The sequence below is a fragment of the Paenibacillus sp. J22FR5 genome, from assembly GCF_059691975.1.
On record NZ_JCAUAN010000021.1, the window covers coordinates 22,059 to 44,867 of the forward strand.

Genomic DNA, 22,809 nt, shown 5'->3' on the forward strand with positions numbered 1-22,809 from the left:
ATGGCTTATTAGTTTCCCCTTTGTACGCCAGAGTGGATCGACGCGGTCGGGGGGGCTTGAACGAACAGCTTCGATCTTACCGACTCCAGTTCTTCAAGAAACAAGGGAATAACAGGATTCATATTCGTGTTTTTCCAAGCTACGATGAGGTCGAAGTGAGTCTGTACTCCTTCCATTGGAATAAAGCGAAGGGAATGATTCGCGTTTGTTGCCAAACTTTTCGGAACAATAGCAACACCGATTCCTGCCTCCACGAGCATCAGCACCGTTTCAACACTGCCTGTTTGACTGGCAACAATCGGGGAGAAGCCGCTGCAAGAACAAAGATGGAGCAAACGATCGAAGCTTTGAGGAGAATTTTTTCTGCTTGGAACAACAAACGGCTCTTTGGACAATTCACCAAGACAGACGGCTTGGCGGGTTGCTAACGGATGCTCGAAGTGCATGACGATTACGGAGGTTTCTGTGAATACCTTACGCTTTTGCAGCCAGCTCATATTGTGGAGTCCAAACGAATTCGTAAAACCCAGATCGATCTCGTCAGATTCAATCGCCTCATTTAATTGTCCGTGGTTATATTGACTGAGCCGCAAATCAACGTCGGGGTAGCTGTGATGAAACTGCCGAAGGAGTGCAGGGAAGAATTGTTTAACTAGCGCTCCCAAAAAACCGACTTTAAGCCCGCCAATAGTTCCGGCCTCAGCCTTCCGGGCGGTTTCGATCGCTTCAACGGAGGCATCCACAATCTTTACTGCTTCCTTCAGAAAGGCAGTCCCTGCTGCAGTCAACTGGACACTGCGCTTATTTCTATGAAACAGCCTTACACCAATTTTGCTCTCTAACTCAGCAATTTGCTGGCTAACTGCAGATTGGGCCACGTACAGCTGATTGGCGGCTTCCGTAAAGTTGAGGTGCTCTGCTACCGAGATGAAGTATCGCAATTGACGAAGATCCATCCTGATCCCTCCTTTTATACGTAATTATACCATTTTGAAGAAAAGCTTTAATAAGAAATAGTGATTACAGAAATAGGAAAACGAGATTTCTAATGTCTTAAATCCCTTGTTAAACTAGGAAATGATAACGCTTCCATAAAAACGATGATTTGCTAAAAAGCAGATGATAGAAGGAGGTCAACCATTTATGACGATGAACGGGAAACGTAAAACACATCTGGTCGCAGCTTTGCTTATGCTTGGCATGATAGTAACGGGATGCAGCGCAGAGCCGTCAGCTACTGTGGATAATGCGAAGGAGAATGGTGCCGAACCGGTGACACTGGAGTTTTTTCAATTCGCAGGCCAAGCGGAAAAATCCATTAACGAGGTCATCCAAGCGTTCGAACAAAAAAATTCGAACATAAAGATCAAGCAAAACATCGTACCCGACGCCTTTAACGTGCTTGATATGAGAATGGCGTCTAACGAAGTGCCCGATCTTTTTAATAATAATATGAATCCTTCCTTCTACCGTTACATTCAAAACGGGATGCTCGAGGATTTATCTGGTGAAGGCTTTATCAACAATGTCATTCCAGATGCATTGAAAATTACAAGAGTGAACGGCAAGGATTACGGACTGCCGGTTGTGTTGAATACTTGGGGCATTTACTATAATAAAGCACTTTTCAAGGAGCTCGGTCTAGAAGTGCCTAAAACCCATGATGAGCTCATTTCAATCGCTAAAAAAATACAAGCAACAGGCAAAACGCCGTTCGTTTTCCCAGATAAAGATTTAGTGCCCCGTGACTATAAAAACTTTGAGTCTTACATAGGGGCCTTTGCAGCAAATCCACAGCAGGTGTTTAAAGATGCGATGGACAAGAAGGCCTCGTTAAAGGATAACAAAGATATTCGAAAGGCCGCTGAGCTATTTACTGAGCTTCGCAAATATGGAGAGCCAAGCTTAACCTTCTCGACAAGTGATGCTGTGAACCAATTTGCGACTGGAAAAGTTGCTATGATGCCCTACGTTTCGGTGCTAGTGCAGCAGGTTAGCCAAATTAACCCGAACATGGAATTTGCAGTTTTCCCATTGCCGGGCGACACTGTGGAAGCGATCAAAGCGCCATTAGGCATTGGCTTCCAGTTATCGATTCCAAAGAATGCGAAGCATAAAGCGGAAGCGAAAAAGTTTCTCGAATTTTGGGCGCAGACCGAGACCGCGCAAGTATTTGAGAAGGTGGAGAAAGGACCGTCGGCCATCAAAGGGGTATCACCTACCGCTAAGGAACTAAGCCTGCTCTTAGATCTGATTGCCAAAGGCAAGGTTTTCGCTTGGCCTGACTTCATTTGGAGCACAAGTCAAGCCAACGATTTTGGCAGCAATGTCCAAAAATATGTTGAAAAGAAGGACGCCAATCAATTCATAGCTGACATTGACAATCTTTTCTATGGGAAGCAATGATGAGGACAAATGACGATCCTAGGAATTACAACTCTGAGAGGGCCATAGCGGCCCTCTCTCAAGTTCAATTAACGACGGTGGTGAAGCGGATGAATTCCCGTAGGTTGACCTTGGTCCTATTCACATTGCCTGGTCTCCTTTTGTTTGCAGTGTTCTTTCTGATTCCACTATCCATGGGCATCTTCTATAGCGTCACGGATTGGGATGGACTTTCACCAAAATATAGCTTCGTCGGGCTTCAAAATTTCATCGATATGGCCAAGGACTCTCGTGTGAAGAGCGACATTAGCTTTACGTTATTGTATACATTATTGTTGACATCCATGGTTACTTTGATTTCTCTTTGCATAGCGCTAGTACTAAATTCGTCACTGATACCGTTTAAAACCTTCTACCGTTCTGTTTTCTTCTTTCCTGCGGTACTTGGCGCTGTTGTGGTAGGGTTGATCTGGAATTCCATCTTTTTCGAAGCCGTACCTGAAGTGGGGAAATGGCTTGAGATTCATGCACTATCCAGTAATATTCTGGGAAATTCGAATCTTGCGATGTATGGCATATTAACCGTTAACGTTTGGCAGGGAGTGGCGATCCCGATCGTTTTGTTTTTGGGCGGCTTGCAAAGCGTTCCGAAAAGCCTGTACGAAGCTGCAACGATCGATGGTGCAAATCGGACACAACGATTTTTCAGCATTACGTTTCCTTACCTCGTCCCTGTGCTGGGCATCGTGCTAGTGCTCAAAATCAAGGCGGGTCTGACGACCTTTGACTATATATTAGCCATGACGGGAGGAGGGCCAGGTTTCGCAACGGAATCCATTGGCCTGTTGATTTATAAGCAAGGATTTTCCAATTTAAAATTTGGTTACGGCGCCGCCCAATCGGTTGTCCTTTTAGCCGTAATTTGCTTCATTTCCGTTTTGCAGTTCAAATATTTTAACCGGAAGGGAGTGGATCAGCAATGATCGGAAAATACCCTGTGTCTATGAAAATAGGCGTTCATTTACTTCTGCTGACGGGTGTTTTACTAATTGCCTTTCCGATGTACTTGACCTTCGTCACGGTATTTAAGACGCCATTTGAGACGGCGGATCGCTTTTTTGCTTTGCCGTCTTCCTTCTATTTAGAAAATTTCCGTGCCTTATTCGCGATGCCCAACATCGGGGAAACTTTATTGAATTCATTGGTAATTGCTGCTATTGCAACGTTATGTATCATTATACTTGTCCCAATGAGCGGGTATGCGATTTCGCGAAGCTTCAACAATTGGTATTTTAAAGGCTTGTTTTTGATGTATACCGCAGGCATTTTCGTACCGGTGCTGATTCTCATGCTTCCTACCTTGAAGCTTATGAGCAAGCTCCAACTTACCAATCCTATCGGACTAATCATCATTTATGTGACAGCCGCATTTATTCAAGGGGTATTTCTTTGCGTCAGCTATTTAAAAACCATTCCGATGGAGATGGAGGAAGCGGCCTCCGTTGATGGATGCAATACATGGAAAATCTTCTTTAAAGTGATTTATCCTATAATGAAGCCGATTACGATAACAATTCTGATCATTAACGCTCTGCACATATGGAATGATTTCACGCTGCCTTACATCTTGCTGAATAAGTCCTCCTCCAATTGGACACTGCCCTTATTTCAGTATAATCTCAAGGCGAGAACGGACATCGGTGTGCCTGTGCAATATGCGGCCTACTCACTTTCTATTTTTCCGATGCTGATCTTTTATGCTTTCATTCAAAAATATTTAATAGGGGGCTTAACGGAAGGCTCGTTAAAAAGCTAAATTTTGCCAAGCAGGTCTACTAAAGTAAGCCCTTAAAAAATAATTGTGTGAGGAGTTTTTATATGACTACAATGACGATGTTTAAAGATGCAAACAATAGCTTCATTAACGGTGTCTGGACGGAGGGGTTGAGCGGAAGGACCGTGGATATCCTGAATCCATACGACAATTCAGTTGTGACGACGGTTCGGTTGGCAACGGAGAAACAGGTTCAAGAGGCATTTGAGCTTGCCAAAATAGCCCAAAAAGGATGGGGGAAATCCTCCGCCGAACAGAGGAAATTGGTGCTCAAAAAGGCAGCCGAGTTTCTCAAAGCGAACCAGCCGGCAATTGTAGATGTCATTGTCCGTGAGACGGGTGGCACCCTGTTAAAGGCCAATATTGAAGTACATCTTTCCCTAGAACTTCTGGAGGAAGCACTTCTTTATGTCGATGAAATCGACACGATCAGGGAAGTGCCTTCCACAATTGAGGGGAAAGTCAACCATATTCATCGCCTCCCTATTGGTGTCGTGTCGTCGATATCTCCCTTTAACTTTCCGATGAATCTGTCGTTGAGAACGATTGCACCCGCAATCGCCTTGGGCAATAGTGTGGTCCATAAGCCCGATATTCAGGTTGGATTGACAGGGGGCGGGATCATCGCGAAAGCTTTCGAATACGCAGGCCTGCCTAAGGGCGTATTGAACGTAATCTTTACGGATATCCCGGAAATCGGGGATGAAATGCTGACGAATTCGAATTCAAATTTAATCAGCTTCACCGGTTCAACAGCAGTAGGAAAATACATCGGTTCGATCGCTGGAAAAAATTTGAAACGATTCATTCTTGAACTCGGCGGCAATAGTCCGTTTGTTGTTCTGTCGGACGCCGATGTGGAGCGGGCGGTAGATGCCGCCATATTCGGGAAATTCATTCATCAAGGGCAAATTTGTATGATCATAAATCGCCTGATCGTTCACAAAGATAAATACGATGCATTTGTTCAAGCTTTTGTGGAAAGAGTGAAAGTGTTGCCTTATGGTGATCCAAGCGATCCGGGAACGGTTATTGGACCTCTTGTGAACGAAAAGCAGTTAGAGAAAGCGGTTAACGTAATTGATGAGGCGAAACGCTCAGGGGCGCGAATGGCGCTGGAAGGAAAACAAGTAGGAAACATTATAACGCCTTATGTATTTGTCGATGTCGACAATTCCAGCAAGCTTGCGCAGACGGAACTTTTTGCACCGATTGCGACAATTATCAAAGCGGATAGTGATGAAGAGGCTATCCGCTTTGCCAACGAAACGGAATATGGTTTAAGCTCTTCGATATTTACAAGCGATTTGATAAAGGGAGAAGAATATGCACTGCAAATCGAAAGCGGAATGACGCATATTAACGATCAGACGGTAAATGACAGTCCTAATATTCCTTTCGGAGGCAATAAGGCGAGCGGCACTGGTAGGTTCGGAAATCCTTGGATAGTCGATGAATTTACGGTCATGAAGTGGGTTTCGTTGCAAACGAAATATCGTCACTTTCCTTTCTAAATCAATATAGAGGAACTTTCGACGATTAATATGAGCATGTTTCCGCCAGGAGATTCGATTGTTTTAGATCGGAAAACTATGTAAACTGTTGTTAAGATGAATCCTCACACTGGAAATCAGAAATTGTGATTTCTGAAATCAAAAGTAACTATTTCAAACCTCATACCTTTTGTATTATTCTATTTGTAAGCGTTAACAAATAAAAAACAAAGTTTGATGAGGAGTTGAGTCCTTTGACTATTTTATTAGATGGCACATTGCCTCAAGAAAAGCGGCCTTACCGAATACTCAGCGGTGAGGGAGAAAAGTATATGTTCGGAACCCAGCTGGCAACCGTGGTTGCGAATGCGAGGAGTACGGGTCAATTAATGGAAGTCGTTATGTTGCAGGGGGGAAAGGGTGACCGCTTTCCAAGGCATCTGCATGAACGGGCAAGCGAAGGTATTTATGTGCTGGACGGTCGATTGGAAATGGAAATGGATGGAGACGTTTATTTGCTTACTCCTGGGGATTACGCGCATATACCTGCGGGTACTGCACATGCATATCGAATGATGAGCCATCGGACCCGTTTTTGGTCGTTTACTTTGAATGGGGAAGTTGCGTCTCTCTATTCGATGCTAGGTTCCCCTTTTCATAGAGCTGAGCGTCCGCCGCTAGGCGATCCGGTGAATTTGTCTGAGCAAATTGAGAAGGCTTCCGTTATCTTGGATATTAAGCTTGTTCCGCAAGCGGATAAGGAGTTACAGTCGCAACTGGTCCAGAATAATAGGATCCCCACTAATATTGCCCCATACGTTTTGGAAGCAGGAGAAGGCGAACATCTACTAAGTGGAGACACTGTGCATTCCCTGCTGTCTACAGATGCCGTCACCAGCGGTCAATACATCACACTTGTGTCTGAGGGACCTAAAGGGCACCCGATCGGAGAGCATCTGCACAAAGAGACGGACGAAACGTTTTTCTGTCTTCAAGGTGAAATGACTTTATGGGTAGATGGCAATGAACTGCATTTAAAGCCTGGAGACTTTGTATTTGTTCCGGCTTTGACGAAGCATTACTTCCGAATGGACGCTCATTATACCAAGTTTCTAGGGGTATTGACTCCCGGGAAATTCGAGGAATTTTTCCGTATTCTTGGAGATCCATATGAGTATCCGATATTCCCGATCGAGCCTGCATCTTATCGTTTCGATCGTGTCATTCAGCGGCTTGGAGAGATAGATTTGCAGGTGTTCGGCCGGCCGCCCGCGCCAACCGGTACGAGCCATGGATAATAGGTATTCTGTGACATGCATTGCGGATCTCGTGTACGCTTCTCCTGGTGGGAAGCCGCTCTTGCTTGATCTTTATACCCCTCAGGGGGTCGATCGACCTCTGCCCATCATCGTGTGGTTGCACGGAGGGGGATGGCGAATTGGGGACCGGAAGCTGGGTCCAGATTTATGTAGGTTCTTTGCTGAGTATGGATATGCCATGGTTAGCATTGATTACAGGTTGAGCGGGGAAGCTTATTTCCCAGCACAAATTCACGATGTAAAAGCGGCTATTCGCTGGGTTCGTGCTAACGCAATCACATATGATTTGGACCCTGCTCGTATCGGACTTTGGGGATCATCTGCTGGCGGACATCTGGCTGCACTAGCCGGGACGACAGGCTCGAGTGTTCTGGAAGGTGAGTCGGATGCGATCGAAAATGGTGAGTATTCCAGCGACGTTCAAGCGGTTGTGGACGGATATGGCCCCATTGATTTCCTGCAAATGGATGCTCATCGCTTATTTTCAGAAAACATCTCGAAGGATGTAGAATCCACTCGCTTGAAGAAGATTCCCAAGCGAAGTTCGGACCCCGATTCACCGGAATCGTTGCTGCTCGGGGCGCCGATCCTTACTTGTCCAGAGAGGGTACGAGAAGCAAATCCGATTACTTATGTCCATGAGAAAGTCCCGCCATTTCTAATCCTGCACGGAACAGACGATACGGCTGTTCCGGCACACCAGAGCGAACTGCTATACAAATCGCTAAAGGCTCATGGAAACGAGACTACATTAGGCATAATCGATGGTTTTGGACATGCATTTTTTAATCAGAACGATTTGGACGAACGGGAGTATCTACCCAAGGTTACCTTGAGTAGTTGCTCAAAGGTTATGGCAGAACAAACGGTAAGTGAGAATCTTGGTGTTTTTAAATTGATCGAACAATTTTTTCGAAGCCATCTCATCTTGTAGAGATGCAGTTTCGGTTGGCATATCTTGCTTTAGCTCCTTGGCTAATGTGGGTGTGCCTTTTTGTTTTTGGGATGAGTAAAAATCCATTTATAAGTAAAGTTGATTTCTGACAACGTATCTATGTATTTCTCATTCAATCTATTGTTTATTATGCTTGAACTATATTAACGATTTATGAAGGAGAGATACACGTGTCCGAGCTTTCATTGACATTCGCATGCGGCGATTATGACCGGATGCAGGCATTAGCTGATGGAACGATCAAACCGGAAGGGATTGATTTGAACTACTTGAAGCTGCCCCCGGAAGATATTTTCTTTAGAATGATGCGGTTTGAAGAGTTTGATGTGTCCGAACTTTCCGCAGCATCTTACCTGATCGCGAAAGACCGAGGGTATCCCAAATTTACGGCTATTCCGGTGTTTCCTTCCAGGACATTCCGTCATTCTGCAATCTATGTCAATCCTAATTCTGGCATAAGCAGACCGGAAGATTTGAAGGGCAAACGGATTGGAGTCCCAGAGTATCACGTTACAGCATTGGTTTGGGTACGGGGTATGCTGCAGCACGAATACGGTGTACACCCATCTGAGATTAACTGGCATTGGGGAGGAGTGGATGCTCCAAAGCCGCAGGGTGCACGGGTTAACATTCAACTGCCAAAGGATATCGAATTAGAAGCAATTGGTACGAGCCAGACTTTGAACCGTATGTTGTTGGACGGTGAACTCGATGCGATCATTTCACCGCGAGCTCCAGCAGGATTCACGGAGGCAACAGGAAAGATCGTCAGGCTATTCGAAGATTATGCTTGTGAAGAGAAAAAATATTACGAGTCAACCAAGATCTTCCCGATTATGCATGTAGTTGTTGTCAAGGACGACATTCTTGAAAAGTATCCGTGGGTCGCCATAAACTTACAGCAAGCCTTTACGCAAGCAAAGGAGAAGACGTATGAAGCACTAAATCAGATCGGCTCCCTGCGCGTTACTCTTCCTTGGCTTACTTCGGAAGTAGAGCGTACAAAAAGCTTAATGGGCGAGGATTTCTGGCCTTATGGTGTCGCCAAAAACAGAAAGTCTCTAGAAACATTAATACAATACGCATATGAGCAGGGGATCATATCCCGGAATTTGCCGATAGAGGAGCTTTTTGTACCATCTACATTCAACGCTGGATAAGAGGTCGATGGGCATGTTGGGATGTTCGTATTAATAAGAAATTACGATTTCTCAAATTATAACTGTCTATTTCACGAAACGTTGGCTAGTGACTTATGATAATTCTTATACAGATATAAAACTTACCTAATTGAGAGGAGATTTTCATATGAAACTATTAACTTATTCTGCAAGTGGTGCTCCGTTACGCCTTGGTATCGTTATGGACGCCCATTCTATAGTTGATCCGCAGCAAGCTTATATAGAGAAATTGAAGGAAACGGGAGTTGGACAGGACAGAGCGCAGCAGATTGCATGTGCACTTCTTCCAGAAGATCCAACCACATTTCTTGAGAATGGAGATATTGCTTTTCAGACCGCAAAGGAAGCGTTTCAATATGCGCTTGCAAACGACGAGTCGCAATCCATTTATAGAAAGAGTGATGTTCGAATTGGCGCGCCAATTCTTCGTCCCAACAAGATTATTTGCGTCGGTTTGAATTATAAAGATCACATTACAGAGATGAAGCGGGACTTTCCGCAATTCCCCGTCATTTTTGCAAAATACGCAACTGCAATCGCGGGACCAAACGACAATTTTCCACTTAACTCCAAACTTACTCAAAAGTTGGATTATGAAGCAGAGCTTGCTTTCGTGATCGGTAAGAAGGGGAAAAATATCACGAGGGCCAGAGCCTTGGAGTACGTTGCCGGCTATACGGTCGTAAACGATATTACGGCCCGCGACATGCAGAAACGCACTATACAGTGGCTGCAAGGAAAGACGCTAGATAAAAGCTTGCCGATGGGACCATATCTAGTAACCAAGGATGAAATTCCCAATCCGCATGAGCTTCCAATTTCTTTAACCGTGAATGGAGAATTAAGACAGAATTCCAATACAGAGCAATTGTTGTTTGATATCAATTATTTAGTGGAGTTTCTTTCTGCAATTGTGACGTTAGAGCCGGGAGATATCGTATGTACGGGAACCCCGGGCGGAGTAGGGGAAGCACAAGGACTGTTCCTTCAAGATGGTGATGTTGTGCGAGTAGAAATTGGAGGCATCGGGGGCATTGAGACTCGAATTGTCGAGGGGGTCCTCTCATGAGTATATGCCAGGAACCTATTCGAGACATCGCACATTTGGCGCACATCGAGCTATTGACACCAAAGCCGGAAGAAAGTCTTGTCTTCTTCCGGGAACTGCTAGGCATGCAGGAGGTTCACCGTTCAGGGCAATCCGTATTTTTACGCGGTTGGGGCGACGAATCTTTATATAGTGTAAAGCTGACGGAAGCTAAACAGGCAGGATTAGGCCATGTTGGATTGCGCTCCTGTTCAGAAGCGGCGCTGGAGCGACGAGCAGCGGAAATTGAGCGAAGTGGATTTGGAATCGGATGGACGGAAGGCGATTATGGGCATGGACGGTCTTTCCGCTTCACAGACGCGGACGGGCACGCATTGGAAGTGTATTACGAAGCTGAAAAGTACAAGGCACCGCAAAGCTTGAAGCCGTCGCTTAAAAATCTGCCGCAAAAATACGCTGCCAGAGGAGCTTCCGTTACATCGCTTGACCACATTAACTTATTCAGTTCAAATGTCGACGCAGACAGTTCCTTTTGGAGGGAATACCTTGGTTTCCGGTTAAGTGAACAAGCGGTAACGGACGAAGGAAAGCAAGCAACTGCATGGCTGCATGTGACGAATAAATCGTATGATCTGGCCATTTCATTGGATAAAACGGGACAGAGGGGGCGCTTTCATCACGCGGCTTTCAAGGTCGATAGCTTCGAGTTGGTGCTGCGTGCAGCTGACATTTTTTTGGATAATGGCGTATATATCGAAGCTGCACCAAGTAAGCATGTAGCCGGTCAAACGATGTTTGTTTATGTATATGAACCGGGCGGTAATCGCATTGAAGTTTGCTCGGGAGGCTTTTTAATTCTATCGCCGGATTGGGAGACGGTTACTTGGACTCCGGAAGAGAGAAAAAAGGGCCTTGCTTGGGGAAATCCGCTGCCGGCTACGTTCCACACATACGGCACGCCAGACGTAAGTCAATAATTCACCAGGAGGTTGGATATCATGCAAAATGTAGTGAAGAGCTTGTCTCATGATGAGGCAGTAGAACGGGCTAGAAGTTTATTTTCCAATATTCGTTCTCGTTCAAATCAGTCAGAGGAGTTAAGACATCAGCCTCCTGAAACGGTAAGTGAAATTATTAAATCGGGCCTTGTGAGGACACTTGTTCCTAAGCGGTACGGTGGTCATGAATTAAGTTGGAAGACGCTTACCGCTACAGCCATCGAAGTAGCAAAGGCTGATCCGTCCGCAGGCTGGTGTTATTCTTTATTGTTGCTTCATAGTTGGATGGCCGCATTTTTGCCCGACCAAGCTCAGGCTGACATATGGAGCGACAATCCCGATGCGTGTATCGCCTCATCCTTGAATCCAAGCCCGGATATGCAAATAAGCAAGGTAGAGGGTGGATACCGTTTAAGCGGCAAATGGGGGTTTTCCTCTGGAATAGAGCATAGCGATTGGGCAATGATTATTGTCCCGGTACTGCAATCTGAAAACGGTCAAGAGAAGAAGAAAGTGCATTATTTTCTCATACCGAAAAGCGATATGAAGGTTCACGATACTTGGCGTGTCATTGGAATGAAAGGGACGGGCAGCAATCTGTTTGAGTTGACAGACGTGTTTGTGCCGCAGCACCGAATGATGGAACTTGATCCTTGGAATTTACTTGGAGTTTCACCTGGGATGCAAGTCAATACTGCGCCTCTGTACCGCATCCAGCTGTCCGCAGTAATGCCGGCCACTCTATTATCCGTTATTCTTGGTTCGACTATGGGCGCTTATCAATTATGGAGGGATACCGTCATAGCTAAGGGGAAATCCAGAGGCGGCTTGCGTGTAGCAGAGCAGTCCCACCAGCAGATTCGACTTGCCAAAATCGCGACGAAGTTGGAGGCTGCGCATGCCCTGTTACAGCAATCCCTCGATGTAGTTGAATCGGGCTTGGTACTTGACTACCAGGAACGTGTGCGCTTGCGTTGTAATTATGCGTACTGTGTGGAACTATGCACCGAAGTGATAGAAAGTATCTTTACCACAAGCGGTGCTGCGGCTTCATCCGAGAGTAATCTTTTGCAATTGTTTTGGCGAGACATTCATGCGGGGGCGCAGCATACAGCGTTCAACTTTGATTGGGTAGGAGAGATTTTCGGCAAGTTGGAGCTCGGTTTACAGGTAGGCGTAGAGTATTAATAACATGAAGAGGAGGAGGAAAAAGCATGGCGATCATGCCGAATCAACTGAGTTCTGAATTAGTCGCATCACTGCAAGGAGAAAAGATCGTAACGATGGTTACGATCGACGCGAATTCAGGCTTGCCTCAAATTAGCGTTGTGTCCTGGGTGCTTACTTCGCAAGATGGAACTAAGGTAAAGATTGCGCTGGGTCATAAAGCGTCTAGTATTGGTAATATCCGTAACAACCCCAATGTGGTTCTTAGCTTCATAGGAGCTGGAAGCTGTTACGCAGTGAGTGGTGCTGCAGAGGTATCTGAAGTGATTGAGAAAACCATGAAACTATGTGTGGTCACTATACATGTTCATGAGGTGGAGGATGTCATCTTCTACGGAGGAAAAGTTACCGTTGAGCCTGCTTATGAGAAAACGTACAATCCGGAACTTGCCAAGAAATTGGATACGGAAGTGTATGAGTTATTAAGAGATTAATGAACTTGAAGGGCTGCCGATCATCTGGCAGCCCTTTTTAAGTGTTTAACTCTTGCAAAACATTTAAGAAAACAGGGATTGTAGGGTTAATGTTTGTCTGTTTCCAGGCGACCGCCAATTCGAAGTGTTTATCTTCCATCCCATCAATATGGCTAAAATGCAAAAAAGGATTGGAAAACGGCTTGAAGTTGCTCGGCAATATGGCAATGCCAATCTCAGCTTCAACCAATACGAGAACTGCGTCGACAAACCGAGGCTGGCTGACGATCTTCGGCATGAAGCCGCTCTTTTGGCATAATTGCACAATGTAATCATAGGCACCGACCGGGGAATCATGACGGTTATGAATAATAAATAATTCTTCCGCTAACTCTGAGAGATTTAGACTTGTTCTGTTAGCTAACGGATGGTTTCGATGCATGACAATACAGTACGGATCTTTGTGTACACTCTGAATTTGAAGTCCTTCGATACGCTGTAGGCCTGATGGTGATGTGAATCCCAAGTCCAACGAATCCTGCTCTAAGGCTTCTTTGAGCATTTGAGTCGGGTAGTGATTGAGGTTCAACTCCACCTTTGGATATTGCTCTCGGAATTGTTTTATTACAGCTGGCAAAAAGCTCTTAACGTGTACGGCAAGAAATCCAATGGATAAGCTCCCGATGATCCCAGCTTCCGTTTGACGAGCTCTATCGACAGCGTCGACCACTTTTCCCACAATCTCAACGGCTTCTTTGAGAAACACTGCTCCTCCAGGAGTGAGTTGGACGGACCTCTTACTGCGTGTAAACAATTTAATGCCAATTTTGTCTTCCAGATCGGCAATTTGTTGACTGATGGCCGACTGGGCGACGTATAACTGGTTTGCCGCTTCTGTAAAGCTTAGGTATTCCGCGACCATAATAAAGTAACGTAATTGTCGGATATCCAGATCCATTTGAAGCCCCCGTGTGAACAGTTAGTTGGGATCATTGTAACATAATTAAGATCTCCAGACTCTCCTAAAACAACAGCTAATGCAATTATATTTATAATCCCCGTACCTAAGGGCATTGTAGAAAGCAAACAGTCGAAATAATGTTGTCGTAAGGTCGAGGATGAGGTGGTTGAGGTTAATCCTGTTCCCTACAATGGCTTTAGGATATATGTACTTAGTAAAAGATTATTGCAGCTGCGAGTATAAGGAGGAATGAAAATGTTCGAACCACTTTCATCTAATTATTCAAATCCAATTCTGCCCGGCTTCTATCCAGACCCAAGTGTTTGCCGAGTTGGAGCCGATTTTTACCTGGTGACGAGCTCATTTCATTATTTTCCTGGTGTACCTATCTTCCACAGCCGGGATCTTGTTCATTGGCGACAGATCGGGCATTGTTTAACGCGTAAGAGCCAATTGAACCTAGATAGATGCAAAAGTCTAAATAACGATATTCACAGGTCGGAATATTGGTGGCAATGAAGCGCCTTCATTCCTTACAATGTAAATAGGGATCAAACGACGGGCCACTCGTATTTGAGTGGTCTTTCCCAAATTCGAAACAAAAGTGAGGGGTTCAGACGTGCAACCTTTGGAGCGATTAAGGATCTCAGCGGATGGAAGAGGGCTGAAAACGGAAAGCGGGAAGCCGTTCTTCTGGCTGGCGGACACCGCTTGGACGATTGCGACACAATTACATTGGAAGGACGCTATGCATTATTTGGAGGATCGTAAACAGAAAGGCTTCTCGGTCATTCAGATTGTCGCCTTGGATCCGGAGGGTGATCTGCATATGCGAAATCCGTGCGGCGAGAAAGCTCTGATCGATGACAACCCGTTAACGCCGAATGAACGCTTTTTCGAATATCTCGATAAGATCATTCAAATGGCGGAGGAGCTGGGACTGTACGTCCTGCTGCTGCCCGCCTGGGGGCAATTAGTTGTCGGCGAGAGCTGGGGCGGGGAGGTATTTGACAAAATCATCCATGAAGGCAATGCTTATCCCTATGCCGAATGGCTAGGCGCCAGGTACCGCTCCCGGACCAACATCGTTTGGGCTTTGGGCGGCGACCGTCATCCGGTCCATAGCGGGATCGATTACCGTGCGGTATGGAGGCGCATGGCGGAGGGGCTTGCCAAGGGCGTTCTCGGGAACGACTTGAAATGGAACGAACCGGATCCGGCATGGAAGGATCTGCTCATTACGTATCACACCAGCTGCTACGGAGATCCACCTTTGTACTCGACCACCGACTACTGGACGGAAGAAGATGCTTGGATCAGCTTTACTATGCTGCAATCTGGCCATAATCCTGCCATGCGAAGTTACCTGCAAGTAGAGAAGGACTATAACCGGGTACCTGGAAAGCCTGTATTTGACGGGGAACCAAATTACGAAGAGATGCCGACGGCGTTTCCTCTAACGCTGCCTCTGCAAACAAGCGGAGCATGGAATGTAAGAAGACGAGCCTATTGGTCGCTCTTCGCGGGCTCCTTCGGGCATACCTACGGCCACTCCAGCGTATGGCGCTTCGCAAAGCATAAGGATGCGTTTACCCCCTATACGTGGCAAGAAGCGCTGGAACGGCCGGGGGCAAGGCAGATGAAGATCTTGCGCGATTTAATCGATTCCCGTCCTTTTCAAAGGACGGTACCATGCCAAGAAATGATCAGCCACCAGCAGCAGTGCGGTAACGGATGCGTAGACGATCACAGGCAGGCTTGCCTCGATAGTGATGGCAGCTTCGTCTGGATTTACTTTACCAGTGGCGGCACTGAGGATATTGACCTGGCGCTGCTTCAAGGCGAACAAATCAACGCCTGGTGGTTTAATCCGCGCGACGGCAAATGCTGCGATGCCACCGGGGACGTCAGCAATGCTCCATTCGCGGTCTTCAGCAACAAGAAGCTGACCGCTTTCCGTACCCCGACGGAAGGGAAGGAACAAGATTGGGTGCTCGTTCTGGACAATGCGGAAAGCGGATATGCGATGCCGGGGAAGGGGAATGAAGCTGGTACACATTACCAGCAAACGGATGAATACGAAGCGAAAAATGTGGTTTTCTTCCCTAAGGCAGGTGAATAGATAGACGATGTAAGCCGCTTGCGACTGCCTTTATTTTTTCATATTTATCCCCCATCGCAAAGCATTAGCCTTTTCTAACAGAAAAATAGCGGGGGGTGCCGCCTGAACACCTTGCTTGCATGTTTTAAGCACGCATAGAACATCGACGTTCCTCCCGGCTTCCTAAAGATTGAACGCAAATGAATCGGAAAGACGCTATAAAGTAGAGTTGCTTCGATTCGAGGAAGGCGAGTTTATAAGCGGAGCATGGAAGCCGGGACGCGTCTTAAACGGCGACGAGAAAATGATGCTTCAGCTGAAGGATATGCCCGCCGCATACAAAATTCAGGTGTAGGAGTATTAAAGGGTAAAAGGCAGTCTGGCCCTTGCGGTCAAGCTGCCTTTCTTCTTGTGCAGGTCGAAAAATCGATAGCGGCATGTCTCTTTTCGGGTAGAGGCCGCCTTTGTGTAACGCTATGATGAAGAAGAACCGGACAACAAGGAAACAAGCCCCCGGGGAAAATACTAAATAAATGGAAGTGAGCACAATGAACCGGACCCATCAGGCCTACCGGCGGTACAAATGGAAGAAAATCATCCCCCTTTCCCTGTTAGCTCTCCCGGGGGTGCTGTATCTGATTGTGAACAACTACTTGCCGATGGTCGGACTCGTTATCGCCTTCAAGAACGTCGACTTCGCCAAGGGCATCCTGGGCAGCGACTGGATCGGCTTCAAAAACTTCGAATATTTATTCAAGACGAGAGACGCTTTTGTTATCACCCGCAACACGATTCTATATAACGCCTTCTTTATTGCGATCAATACCTTTGCGGCCATAGCGGTGGCCATCATGCTGAATGAAATCAAGAACAAGTTCATGGCGCGATTTTACCAAAGTGTCGTTCTGCTGCCGTATCTTATCTCGATGGTCATCGTCAGCTATCTGGCCTATGCCGCTCTAAGCATCGATACGGGGTTGATGAACAAGGTGGTGCTGCAGATCTTCGGTCTTTCGGAAATCTCGTGGTATACCGAAAACAAGTACTGGCCCTACATTCTAACCATCGTCCAGCTTTGGAAAAATATCGGCTTCCTGTGCGTCGTCTACCTGGCCTCAATCATCGGCATCGATCAGGAATACTATGAAGCTGCGACGCTGGACGGCGCTTCGAAGTGGCAGCAAATCCGCACGATCACCATACCGCTGATCAGTCCAGTCATTACGATGCTCGTCCTGCTGGCGATCGGGCGGATCTTCTACTCCGATTTCGGCTTGTTCTACCAGATTCCGATGAATTCGGGCGCTGTGAGCGATACGACGAACGTTATCGATACGTATGTGTTCCGCGGTCTGCTGCAGCTGGGAGACATCGGCATGTCCTCCGCCCAAGGGTGAAACTATAGTTGACTTTGGGCAGGTTATCGCTGGACGAGTCAGAATGCGTGTGCAAGGGCAGAGAGGAACGGAAGTGATCCTGGAGCACAGTGAAACGTTGGATCATGAAGGCAATTTCTTGTTCAACATTAACGGACGCCATAAGCACCAAAAGGATATCTATGTGCTTTGCGGTCGTGAAGAAGAAATCTTCGAGCCCCAATTTACGTTCCATGGTTTTCGTTATGTGAAGATCACGGGCTATCCTGGTAGCGCTAAGGCTGATAAGTTTACAGCTGTAGTTCTTTCATCGGATTTAAGACAAACTGGACACTTCGCATGCTCCGATCAGCGAATCAATCGATTGCAGCAGAATATCGTGTGGAGCCAAAGAGGGAATATGCTCTCGATTCCAACGGATTGCCCGCAGCGGGAAAGATTGGGATATACGGGAGATTTCCAGGTTTTTGCTCCAACCTCCGTTATAAATATGGATATGAATGCCTTCATTACTCGCTGGCTTAGAAATCTGCGGATTGAACAACGGGAAGACGGTCAAGTGCCGAATACGGTGCCTTGGAATAAGAGCGAACGGGAACATGACGAGAGCTTGAATGTTTCGTCTGCTGGCTGGGGAGATGCGGCGGTTATTGTGCCTTGGACCATGTATCAAGCTTACGGTGATAAAAGGCTACTTGAGGACAGCTACTCGTCCATGGTGAAGTGGGTAGACTACGTTACAAACAAAGCGTCGAATAGCATGCCTGAGGAATTGGAGAATAGTGATGATGCCGAGCGAAAAGAAAGACAGAAATATTTATGGAATACCGGCTTCCATTTTGGGGACTGGCTCACACCTAGTTTAAGCATGAGCCTGGATGGCGAACGAGTGGATATGATGAAAAGCGCCTTTCTTACGAGTGAATTGGTGGCAACTTGTTTTTATGCATATTCTACCGGTCTTATCGCAATGGTAGCTGGAGAATTAGAATATATAGAGGACGCAAAGCGTTATGGTGAACTGAATCAAAAGATTCGGCAGGCTTTTACGGATGAATATTTGTTGGAGGATGGAACATTTAAAGCTCATCTTCAAGGTATTTATGTGCTTGCCCTGCAGCACCAGATGATACCTGACAATAAGCGAGACGTTATTCTCGGTCACCTTGTCAGACTCATCGAAGAGAATGGATATCGGTTAGACACAGGATTCATGTCCATTCCTTTCCTAATGGACGTACTTTGTAATCATGGTAAAACAGATATCGCATATAAACTATTGAACCAAACGGAATGTCCGTCCTGGTTTTACGAAATCGAAAATGGGGCAACCACGATCTGGGAAGCTTGGAATACCATCATGCCGAACGGGACCGTTCTTCCGGTTTCACAGAATCATTATGCATTCGGCTGCGTAGGCAGTTGGTTGTATCAACATATTGCAGGTATCAAGGCGGAGGAACCCGGATATAAGCGCTTGCGAATTCACCTCATCCGGAATGTGGTCTAATGTGGGCCAAAGCGACTTATGAATCTGTTCATGGAACGATTATTTCAGAGTGGCAGCGGGATGAACAAGAAATGACATTAAATGTAACCATACCATCTAACACAACAGCTACTATTCATCTGCCGAGAGCTTCTCGGGACATTGTTTGGGAGACAGGAGTTCCGCTGGAGATCGGGGCAGGTCTATTTATAACGTCGGAAAGTGATGGAGTGAATGTCCACGTGGGAAGCGGCAGCTACCAATTCCGATACGTTTATTGCGGCAATCAGACATCCTAGGAAAGTAAATCGAATTTCGTCTTCATTTTCAGGTGCATCGTGTAAGCAGGAAGTAAGATTACAAAATATATGGGATAAATTGAGGATATAGAAAAGAAAACAGTCGAAATAGTGTTATCGTAAGGTCGAGGATGAGGTGGTGGAGGGTAATCCTGTTCCCTACAATGGCTTTAGGATATATGTACTTAGTAAAAGATTGTTGCAGCTGAGAGTATAAGGAGGAATGAAAATGTTAAAATCACTTTCATCTAATTATTCAAATCCAATTTTGCCCGGCTTCTATCCAGACCCGAGCGTTTGCCGAGTTGGAGCCGATTTTTACCTGGTGACGAGCTCATTTCATTATTTTCCAGGTGTACCTATCTTCCACAGCCGGGATCTTGTTCATTGGCGACAGATCGGGCATTGTTTAACGCGTAAGAGCCAATTGAACCTGGATAGATGCAAAAGCTCACTCGGCATCTTTGCCCCGACGTTACGGTTCCACAAGGGTCTCTTTTATATGATTACAACCAATACGAACAGCTTTCGAAATTTCTATGTGTGTGCTAGGCAGCCCGAGGGGCCGTGGTCCGAGCCGGTATGGCTGGATTGGCCTGGGATCGACCCATCATTGTTCTTCGGTGAAGACGGTCGGGTGTATATTACGGGAAATGGGGGCTTTCTCGGTGACGAGGCATTAGGTATTTATCAGGCGGAGATTAATCTTGAAACTGGAAGTCTATTATCCGAACGACGATTCATTTGGGCGGGAACGGGGGCTAAGGCGCCAGAAGGTCCGCATCTTTACAAGATACATGGGAAATACTACTTGTTAATTGCAGAAGGTGGGACGGAATATGGGCACATGGTTACAATAGCCCGAAGCGATCATCCCTATGGACCGTATGAGAGTCATCCGATCAATCCGATCCTAACTCATCGAAGTATCGATAGTCCCATTCAAGCTACTGGACATGCAGATTTGGTAGAACTGGGAGACGGGAGCTGGTGGGCGGTTTTTCTTGGCATACGTCCTGCACCTGTTCAATTTGGAGGATTACATCATCACTTAGGCAGAGAAACGTTCCTGGCACCAGTCACATGGTCAACTGATGGCTGGCCTGTTATCGGTGAACGAGGGAGAGTATCGGAGATGATGGATGCCGGATCTCTTCCCATCACTACTGAACCTATTTCTTATTTGTTCGAGGACGAATTTAATTCGAATCAATTAGATTTCAGTTGGAACTTCTTGCGAAACCCTGAGGAAGCTAGCTGGTCACTGACGGAGAATCCGGGGCAACTCATGCTGAGGGGCTCGGCGGTAACTTTGGATGATGCGGATTCTGTTTCTTTCATCGGTCGGCGACAGCAGCATTTCCGTTGCGCGGTTTCAACTTCTCTCTCCTTTAATCCTACGTTAGAGGGAGAAGAGGCTGGATTGACGGTTTATATGAACGAGAAGTTTCATTACGAGATCGCTCTGAGCTACCGGGATGGGAAGCGTAAAGTCATTTTTCGAAGGCGTGTAGGTTTATTATGGAAGCTGGAACGGGAAGAGGAGTACGACGGACCTGACGAGATCATTCTAAGCATTGACGCGGATCCTTCCAGATATATTTTCTCCTTTACAAGACCTGGTAGGGCAGAAATGGCCTACGGCAGCGGGGAGTGCAGTTTGTTATCGACTGAAGTGGCTGGCGGGTTTACCGGTGTCTATTTTGGGCTGTATGCAACGGGAAATGGAAAGAAGTGCTCCGCTCCTGCCCTCTTTGACTGGTTTCGATACAATCCGGAGTCTCCACGTTTACAGGAAATTACATTGTAGAACGGGTCAGTTGGACCTATTATAAAAAGATATACAGGTCTTAGAGCTTGATGCTGCAGGGATCGGTTTTAAGCCCCCGGTAATGTGAATTTAGTTCTTCTGCTTATGACTAGATTGAAGAACCGCCTTCTCTGTAGGCGGTTTTTTCAAGTAAAGGAGGACATGCCCAGTGATGAAATGGCTCATTTACCCTTGGACTGGAAGAAACTCCATACAAATCAAACTGGCGTTTGGTGTCCTATTACTCGCCGGCCCGCTCATCGCACTCCTTCATTATTATAATTATTATACTGTTCGTTTGGTGCAAAATCAGGTGTCCATCTCCAACCATAACATGATCTCCTTGTATATGAATCAGATTGACAAGGGACTGGACACCGTCGATCAATACCTGCTTAGTTTGGCAACTTCCAATGATGACGTGCGGATCCTAGGAGACTCGGCTTCGGATGATGAATATCGTCTGACACAGATTTGGCTGAGCAATAAATTAAACACAGATTTGCTTATGTATAAAACTGTAGCCAATTCCATGTTTGTTTATTCCCTCTCCCGCAAGGAGATAACCGATGCAATTGTGGGGGTAAGCGATCAGGAGTATACAAGGGTATCCCGGTATATTCGGGATGAGTTGTTTGCTGGCTCGACCGAAAAAGAATTAAGCAAGGGATGGTTTGTCAGAGATATTGAAGGGAACCATTATCTGTTTCGAATCTATCGTGCCGAGAATGCCTGGGTCGGCGCTTGGGTAAATCTTGTTACGTTGAAGACACCTTTAACTCTCGTTCATCTCGGAGTCGAAGGGACCTCCATGTTCTTGGACGACAGCAATCGACCACTATCGGATGTGAATTATCTCGTGTCACACGGAATTGAGATGAACCCGCAGCAGCAGGAGACCGAACTGGCTGGAACGGATGAGAAATACTTGGTGGTTTTGCAGCATTCCTCCAAAGGGAATTTCAGTCTGGCTGCGATGATTCCAGTCACAACGGTCCTGCAGAATCTTCCGTATCTGAACCGTATTGTCATTATCATTACTATAATTAGCATTCTGTTGCTGCCCGCGTTTTTTCTGTTCCTTCGGAAGGTTGTGCTGAAGCCGCTCAATCGGATTCTGTCTGCCATGAAACGGATTGGAGACGGCAATGTGCATTCACGGATCGAACCGTATCGGACCTCGCTTGAATTCATGATCGTCCACTCCACCTTCAACCGGATGATGGAACAGATGGAGGAATTGAAGATCCATGTGTACGAAGAGCAGTTGAAAAAGCAGAAGGCGGAACTCCAGCATCTCCAATTGCAGATCAACCCGCATTTCTTTATGAATACGTTGAACTTAATTTATAGCCTAGCTTTAGACAAAGATTATGAATTGATCAAGGAAATGACCCTTCGTCTGGTTCGTTATTTCCGCTATATGTTCCGTAGCAATTTAACCTTTGTGCCGCTGAAGGACGAGCTCGAGCACGTCCGTAACTATATCGGAATTCATGAACTGAGATATCAACAGAAACTGGTCTGCCGAATTGAAGCGCCTGACCAGCTTATGCAGGTCCCTGTCCCACCGCTCTTGATTCAATCCTTCGTGGCGAACACCCTTAAGCATGCTTATGCCGTCTCAGAAACAGCTCCTGTCCTTGAGGTTGAGGTAAGTGTTGATGAATCCGAAGCCATTTCTTATATGTTAATTACCGTTAAGGATGAAGGGATTGGTTTCAAAGATGATGTGCTTGAACTCCTTAACGTTGGTGAACGGATCGTGGACGAACAAGGTGAGCATATCGGGATCTGGAATTGCTGGCATCGTCTGCGTCTTTTGTACGGTAACGCGGCGTCCATTGTATTCTCGAACGAAGTACCACATGGAGCCTTAGTACGTCTGAAGATTCCTCTGCATACGAACAATTGATTAGA

20 protein-coding genes and 1 pseudogene are annotated in these 22,809 nt (G+C 46.2%); 19 read left to right on the plus strand and 2 right to left on the minus strand.

The window, feature by feature from the left end; translation table 11 throughout:
* Positions 1 to 8: 8 nt before the first annotated feature.
* Positions 9 to 956, minus strand: a complete 948-nt coding sequence (locus AC58P7_RS22800) for a LysR family transcriptional regulator (protein WP_497346949.1) — start codon at positions 954 to 956, stop codon at positions 9 to 11.
* A 187-nt stretch (positions 957 to 1,143) separates the two neighbouring features.
* Between AC58P7_RS22800 and AC58P7_RS22805 the strand changes: the two genes are divergently transcribed.
* The 11 genes from AC58P7_RS22805 (at position 1,144) to AC58P7_RS22855 (ending at position 12,874) form a co-directional block, all read left to right on the plus strand.
* A complete protein-coding gene (locus AC58P7_RS22805; RefSeq protein WP_497346951.1) occupies positions 1,144 to 2,406 on the plus strand; it encodes an ABC transporter substrate-binding protein in 1,263 nt (420 codons plus the stop codon).
* Between the two features lie 89 nt (positions 2,407 to 2,495).
* A complete protein-coding gene (locus AC58P7_RS22810; protein WP_497346953.1) occupies positions 2,496 to 3,368 on the plus strand; it encodes a carbohydrate ABC transporter permease in 873 nt (290 codons plus the stop codon).
* Positions 3,365 to 4,201, plus strand: coding sequence for a carbohydrate ABC transporter permease (locus tag AC58P7_RS22815; RefSeq protein WP_497346955.1), 837 nt, complete (start codon positions 3,365 to 3,367; stop codon positions 4,199 to 4,201). Before AC58P7_RS22810 ends, AC58P7_RS22815 begins: the two co-directional genes overlap by 4 nt.
* Before the next feature lie 71 nt (positions 4,202 to 4,272).
* Positions 4,273 to 5,733 carry an aldehyde dehydrogenase family protein gene (locus tag AC58P7_RS22820; protein WP_497347095.1) on the plus strand — a complete coding sequence of 487 codons (1,461 nt, stop codon included), beginning with the start codon at positions 4,273 to 4,275 and terminating at the stop codon, positions 5,731 to 5,733.
* Between the two features lie 233 nt (positions 5,734 to 5,966).
* Positions 5,967 to 7,010: a quercetin 2,3-dioxygenase gene (locus AC58P7_RS22825; RefSeq protein WP_497346956.1), complete on the plus strand. Its 1,044-nt coding sequence runs from the start codon at positions 5,967 to 5,969 to the stop codon at positions 7,008 to 7,010.
* On the plus strand, positions 7,003 to 7,965 hold the full coding sequence (locus AC58P7_RS22830; RefSeq protein ID WP_497346958.1) for an alpha/beta hydrolase fold domain-containing protein: 963 nt from the start codon (positions 7,003 to 7,005) through the stop codon (positions 7,963 to 7,965). Before AC58P7_RS22825 ends, AC58P7_RS22830 begins: the two co-directional genes overlap by 8 nt.
* Positions 7,966 to 8,156: 191 nt before the next feature.
* Positions 8,157 to 9,146 carry an ABC transporter substrate-binding protein gene (locus AC58P7_RS22835; RefSeq protein WP_497346960.1) on the plus strand — a complete coding sequence of 330 codons (990 nt, stop codon included), beginning with the start codon at positions 8,157 to 8,159 and terminating at the stop codon, positions 9,144 to 9,146.
* A gap of 148 nt (positions 9,147 to 9,294) precedes the next feature.
* Complete coding sequence (locus AC58P7_RS22840) at positions 9,295 to 10,236, plus strand: fumarylacetoacetate hydrolase family protein (protein ID WP_497346962.1); 942 nt, start codon at positions 9,295 to 9,297, stop codon at positions 10,234 to 10,236.
* On the plus strand, positions 10,233 to 11,192 hold the full coding sequence (locus tag AC58P7_RS22845; RefSeq protein ID WP_497346964.1) for a VOC family protein: 960 nt from the start codon (positions 10,233 to 10,235) through the stop codon (positions 11,190 to 11,192). The genes AC58P7_RS22840 and AC58P7_RS22845 overlap by 4 nt, the downstream gene beginning before the upstream one ends.
* A gap of 21 nt (positions 11,193 to 11,213) precedes the next feature.
* Entirely contained in the window at positions 11,214 to 12,401 is a 1,188-nt protein-coding gene (locus AC58P7_RS22850; protein ID WP_497346966.1) for an acyl-CoA dehydrogenase family protein, read from the plus strand.
* 26 nt (positions 12,402 to 12,427) lie between these two features.
* Complete coding sequence (locus tag AC58P7_RS22855; RefSeq protein ID WP_497346968.1) at positions 12,428 to 12,874, plus strand: pyridoxamine 5'-phosphate oxidase family protein; 447 nt, start codon at positions 12,428 to 12,430, stop codon at positions 12,872 to 12,874.
* A 37-nt stretch (positions 12,875 to 12,911) separates the two neighbouring features.
* Here the strand turns inward: AC58P7_RS22855 and AC58P7_RS22860 are convergent, their stop codons facing one another.
* On the minus strand, positions 12,912 to 13,811 hold the full coding sequence (locus tag AC58P7_RS22860; protein ID WP_497346970.1) for a LysR family transcriptional regulator: 900 nt from the start codon (positions 13,809 to 13,811) through the stop codon (positions 12,912 to 12,914).
* A gap of 258 nt (positions 13,812 to 14,069) precedes the next feature.
* On the opposite strand from AC58P7_RS22860, the pseudogene AC58P7_RS22865 reads away from it, so the two are divergent.
* From AC58P7_RS22865 to AC58P7_RS22900, 8 genes and pseudogenes are all read left to right on the plus strand, one after another.
* Positions 14,070 to 14,279, plus strand: a pseudogene (locus AC58P7_RS22865) (family 43 glycosylhydrolase); the annotation flags it as partial.
* Between the two features lie 154 nt (positions 14,280 to 14,433).
* Positions 14,434 to 15,936 (plus strand): glycoside hydrolase family 140 protein, encoded by a 1,503-nt coding sequence (locus tag AC58P7_RS22870; RefSeq protein ID WP_497346972.1) that lies wholly within the window; start codon positions 14,434 to 14,436, stop codon positions 15,934 to 15,936.
* Positions 15,937 to 16,105: 169 nt separating this feature from the next.
* Positions 16,106 to 16,270 carry a DUF5597 domain-containing protein gene (locus AC58P7_RS22875; protein ID WP_497346974.1) on the plus strand — a complete coding sequence of 55 codons (165 nt, stop codon included), beginning with the start codon at positions 16,106 to 16,108 and terminating at the stop codon, positions 16,268 to 16,270.
* Positions 16,271 to 16,463: 193 nt separating this feature from the next.
* The gene (locus AC58P7_RS22880; protein ID WP_497346976.1) at positions 16,464 to 17,312 is read left to right on the plus strand and encodes an ABC transporter permease; all 849 of its coding nucleotides are present in this window, start codon (positions 16,464 to 16,466) and stop codon (positions 17,310 to 17,312) included.
* Positions 17,313 to 17,355: 43 nt separating this feature from the next.
* Positions 17,356 to 18,801, plus strand: a complete 1,446-nt coding sequence (locus AC58P7_RS22885) for a family 78 glycoside hydrolase catalytic domain (RefSeq protein ID WP_497346978.1) — start codon at positions 17,356 to 17,358, stop codon at positions 18,799 to 18,801.
* Positions 18,801 to 19,079, plus strand: a complete 279-nt coding sequence (locus tag AC58P7_RS22890; protein WP_497346980.1) for an alpha-L-rhamnosidase C-terminal domain-containing protein — start codon at positions 18,801 to 18,803, stop codon at positions 19,077 to 19,079. Before AC58P7_RS22885 ends, AC58P7_RS22890 begins: the two co-directional genes overlap by 1 nt.
* Positions 19,080 to 19,308: 229 nt before the next feature.
* Positions 19,309 to 20,889 carry a glycoside hydrolase family 43 protein gene (locus AC58P7_RS22895; RefSeq protein WP_497346982.1) on the plus strand — a complete coding sequence of 527 codons (1,581 nt, stop codon included), beginning with the start codon at positions 19,309 to 19,311 and terminating at the stop codon, positions 20,887 to 20,889.
* Positions 20,890 to 21,061: 172 nt separating this feature from the next.
* On the plus strand, positions 21,062 to 22,804 hold the full coding sequence (locus AC58P7_RS22900; RefSeq protein ID WP_497346984.1) for a sensor histidine kinase: 1,743 nt from the start codon (positions 21,062 to 21,064) through the stop codon (positions 22,802 to 22,804).
* Positions 22,805 to 22,809: the final 5 nt, after the last annotated feature.

Bases quoted from the DNA above. Each gene is read 5' to 3' on its own strand.
- AC58P7_RS22895 (WP_497346982.1), top strand. From the start codon at position 19,309: ATGTTAAAATCACTTTCATCTAATTATTCAAATCCAATTTTGCCCGGC.
- AC58P7_RS22900 (WP_497346984.1), top strand. From the start codon at position 21,062: ATGAAATGGCTCATTTACCCTTGGACTGGAAGAAACTCCATACAAATC.
- AC58P7_RS22855 (WP_497346968.1), top strand. From the start codon at position 12,428: ATGGCGATCATGCCGAATCAACTGAGTTCTGAATTAGTCGCATCACTG.
- AC58P7_RS22890 (WP_497346980.1), top strand. From the start codon at position 18,801: ATGTGGGCCAAAGCGACTTATGAATCTGTTCATGGAACGATTATTTCA.
- AC58P7_RS22850 (WP_497346966.1), top strand. From the start codon at position 11,214: ATGCAAAATGTAGTGAAGAGCTTGTCTCATGATGAGGCAGTAGAACGG.
- AC58P7_RS22810 (WP_497346953.1), top strand. From the start codon at position 2,496: ATGAATTCCCGTAGGTTGACCTTGGTCCTATTCACATTGCCTGGTCTC.
- AC58P7_RS22815 (WP_497346955.1), top strand. From the start codon at position 3,365: ATGATCGGAAAATACCCTGTGTCTATGAAAATAGGCGTTCATTTACTT.
- AC58P7_RS22805 (WP_497346951.1), top strand. From the start codon at position 1,144: ATGACGATGAACGGGAAACGTAAAACACATCTGGTCGCAGCTTTGCTT.
- AC58P7_RS22830 (WP_497346958.1), top strand. From the start codon at position 7,003: ATGGATAATAGGTATTCTGTGACATGCATTGCGGATCTCGTGTACGCT.
- AC58P7_RS22845 (WP_497346964.1), top strand. From the start codon at position 10,233: ATGAGTATATGCCAGGAACCTATTCGAGACATCGCACATTTGGCGCAC.
- AC58P7_RS22885 (WP_497346978.1), top strand. From the start codon at position 17,356: ATGCGTGTGCAAGGGCAGAGAGGAACGGAAGTGATCCTGGAGCACAGT.
- AC58P7_RS22820 (WP_497347095.1), top strand. From the start codon at position 4,273: ATGACGATGTTTAAAGATGCAAACAATAGCTTCATTAACGGTGTCTGG.
- AC58P7_RS22840 (WP_497346962.1), top strand. From the start codon at position 9,295: ATGAAACTATTAACTTATTCTGCAAGTGGTGCTCCGTTACGCCTTGGT.
- AC58P7_RS22800 (WP_497346949.1), bottom strand. From the start codon at position 956: ATGGATCTTCGTCAATTGCGATACTTCATCTCGGTAGCAGAGCACCTC.
- AC58P7_RS22860 (WP_497346970.1), bottom strand. From the start codon at position 13,811: ATGGATCTGGATATCCGACAATTACGTTACTTTATTATGGTCGCGGAA.
- AC58P7_RS22880 (WP_497346976.1), top strand. From the start codon at position 16,464: ATGAACCGGACCCATCAGGCCTACCGGCGGTACAAATGGAAGAAAATC.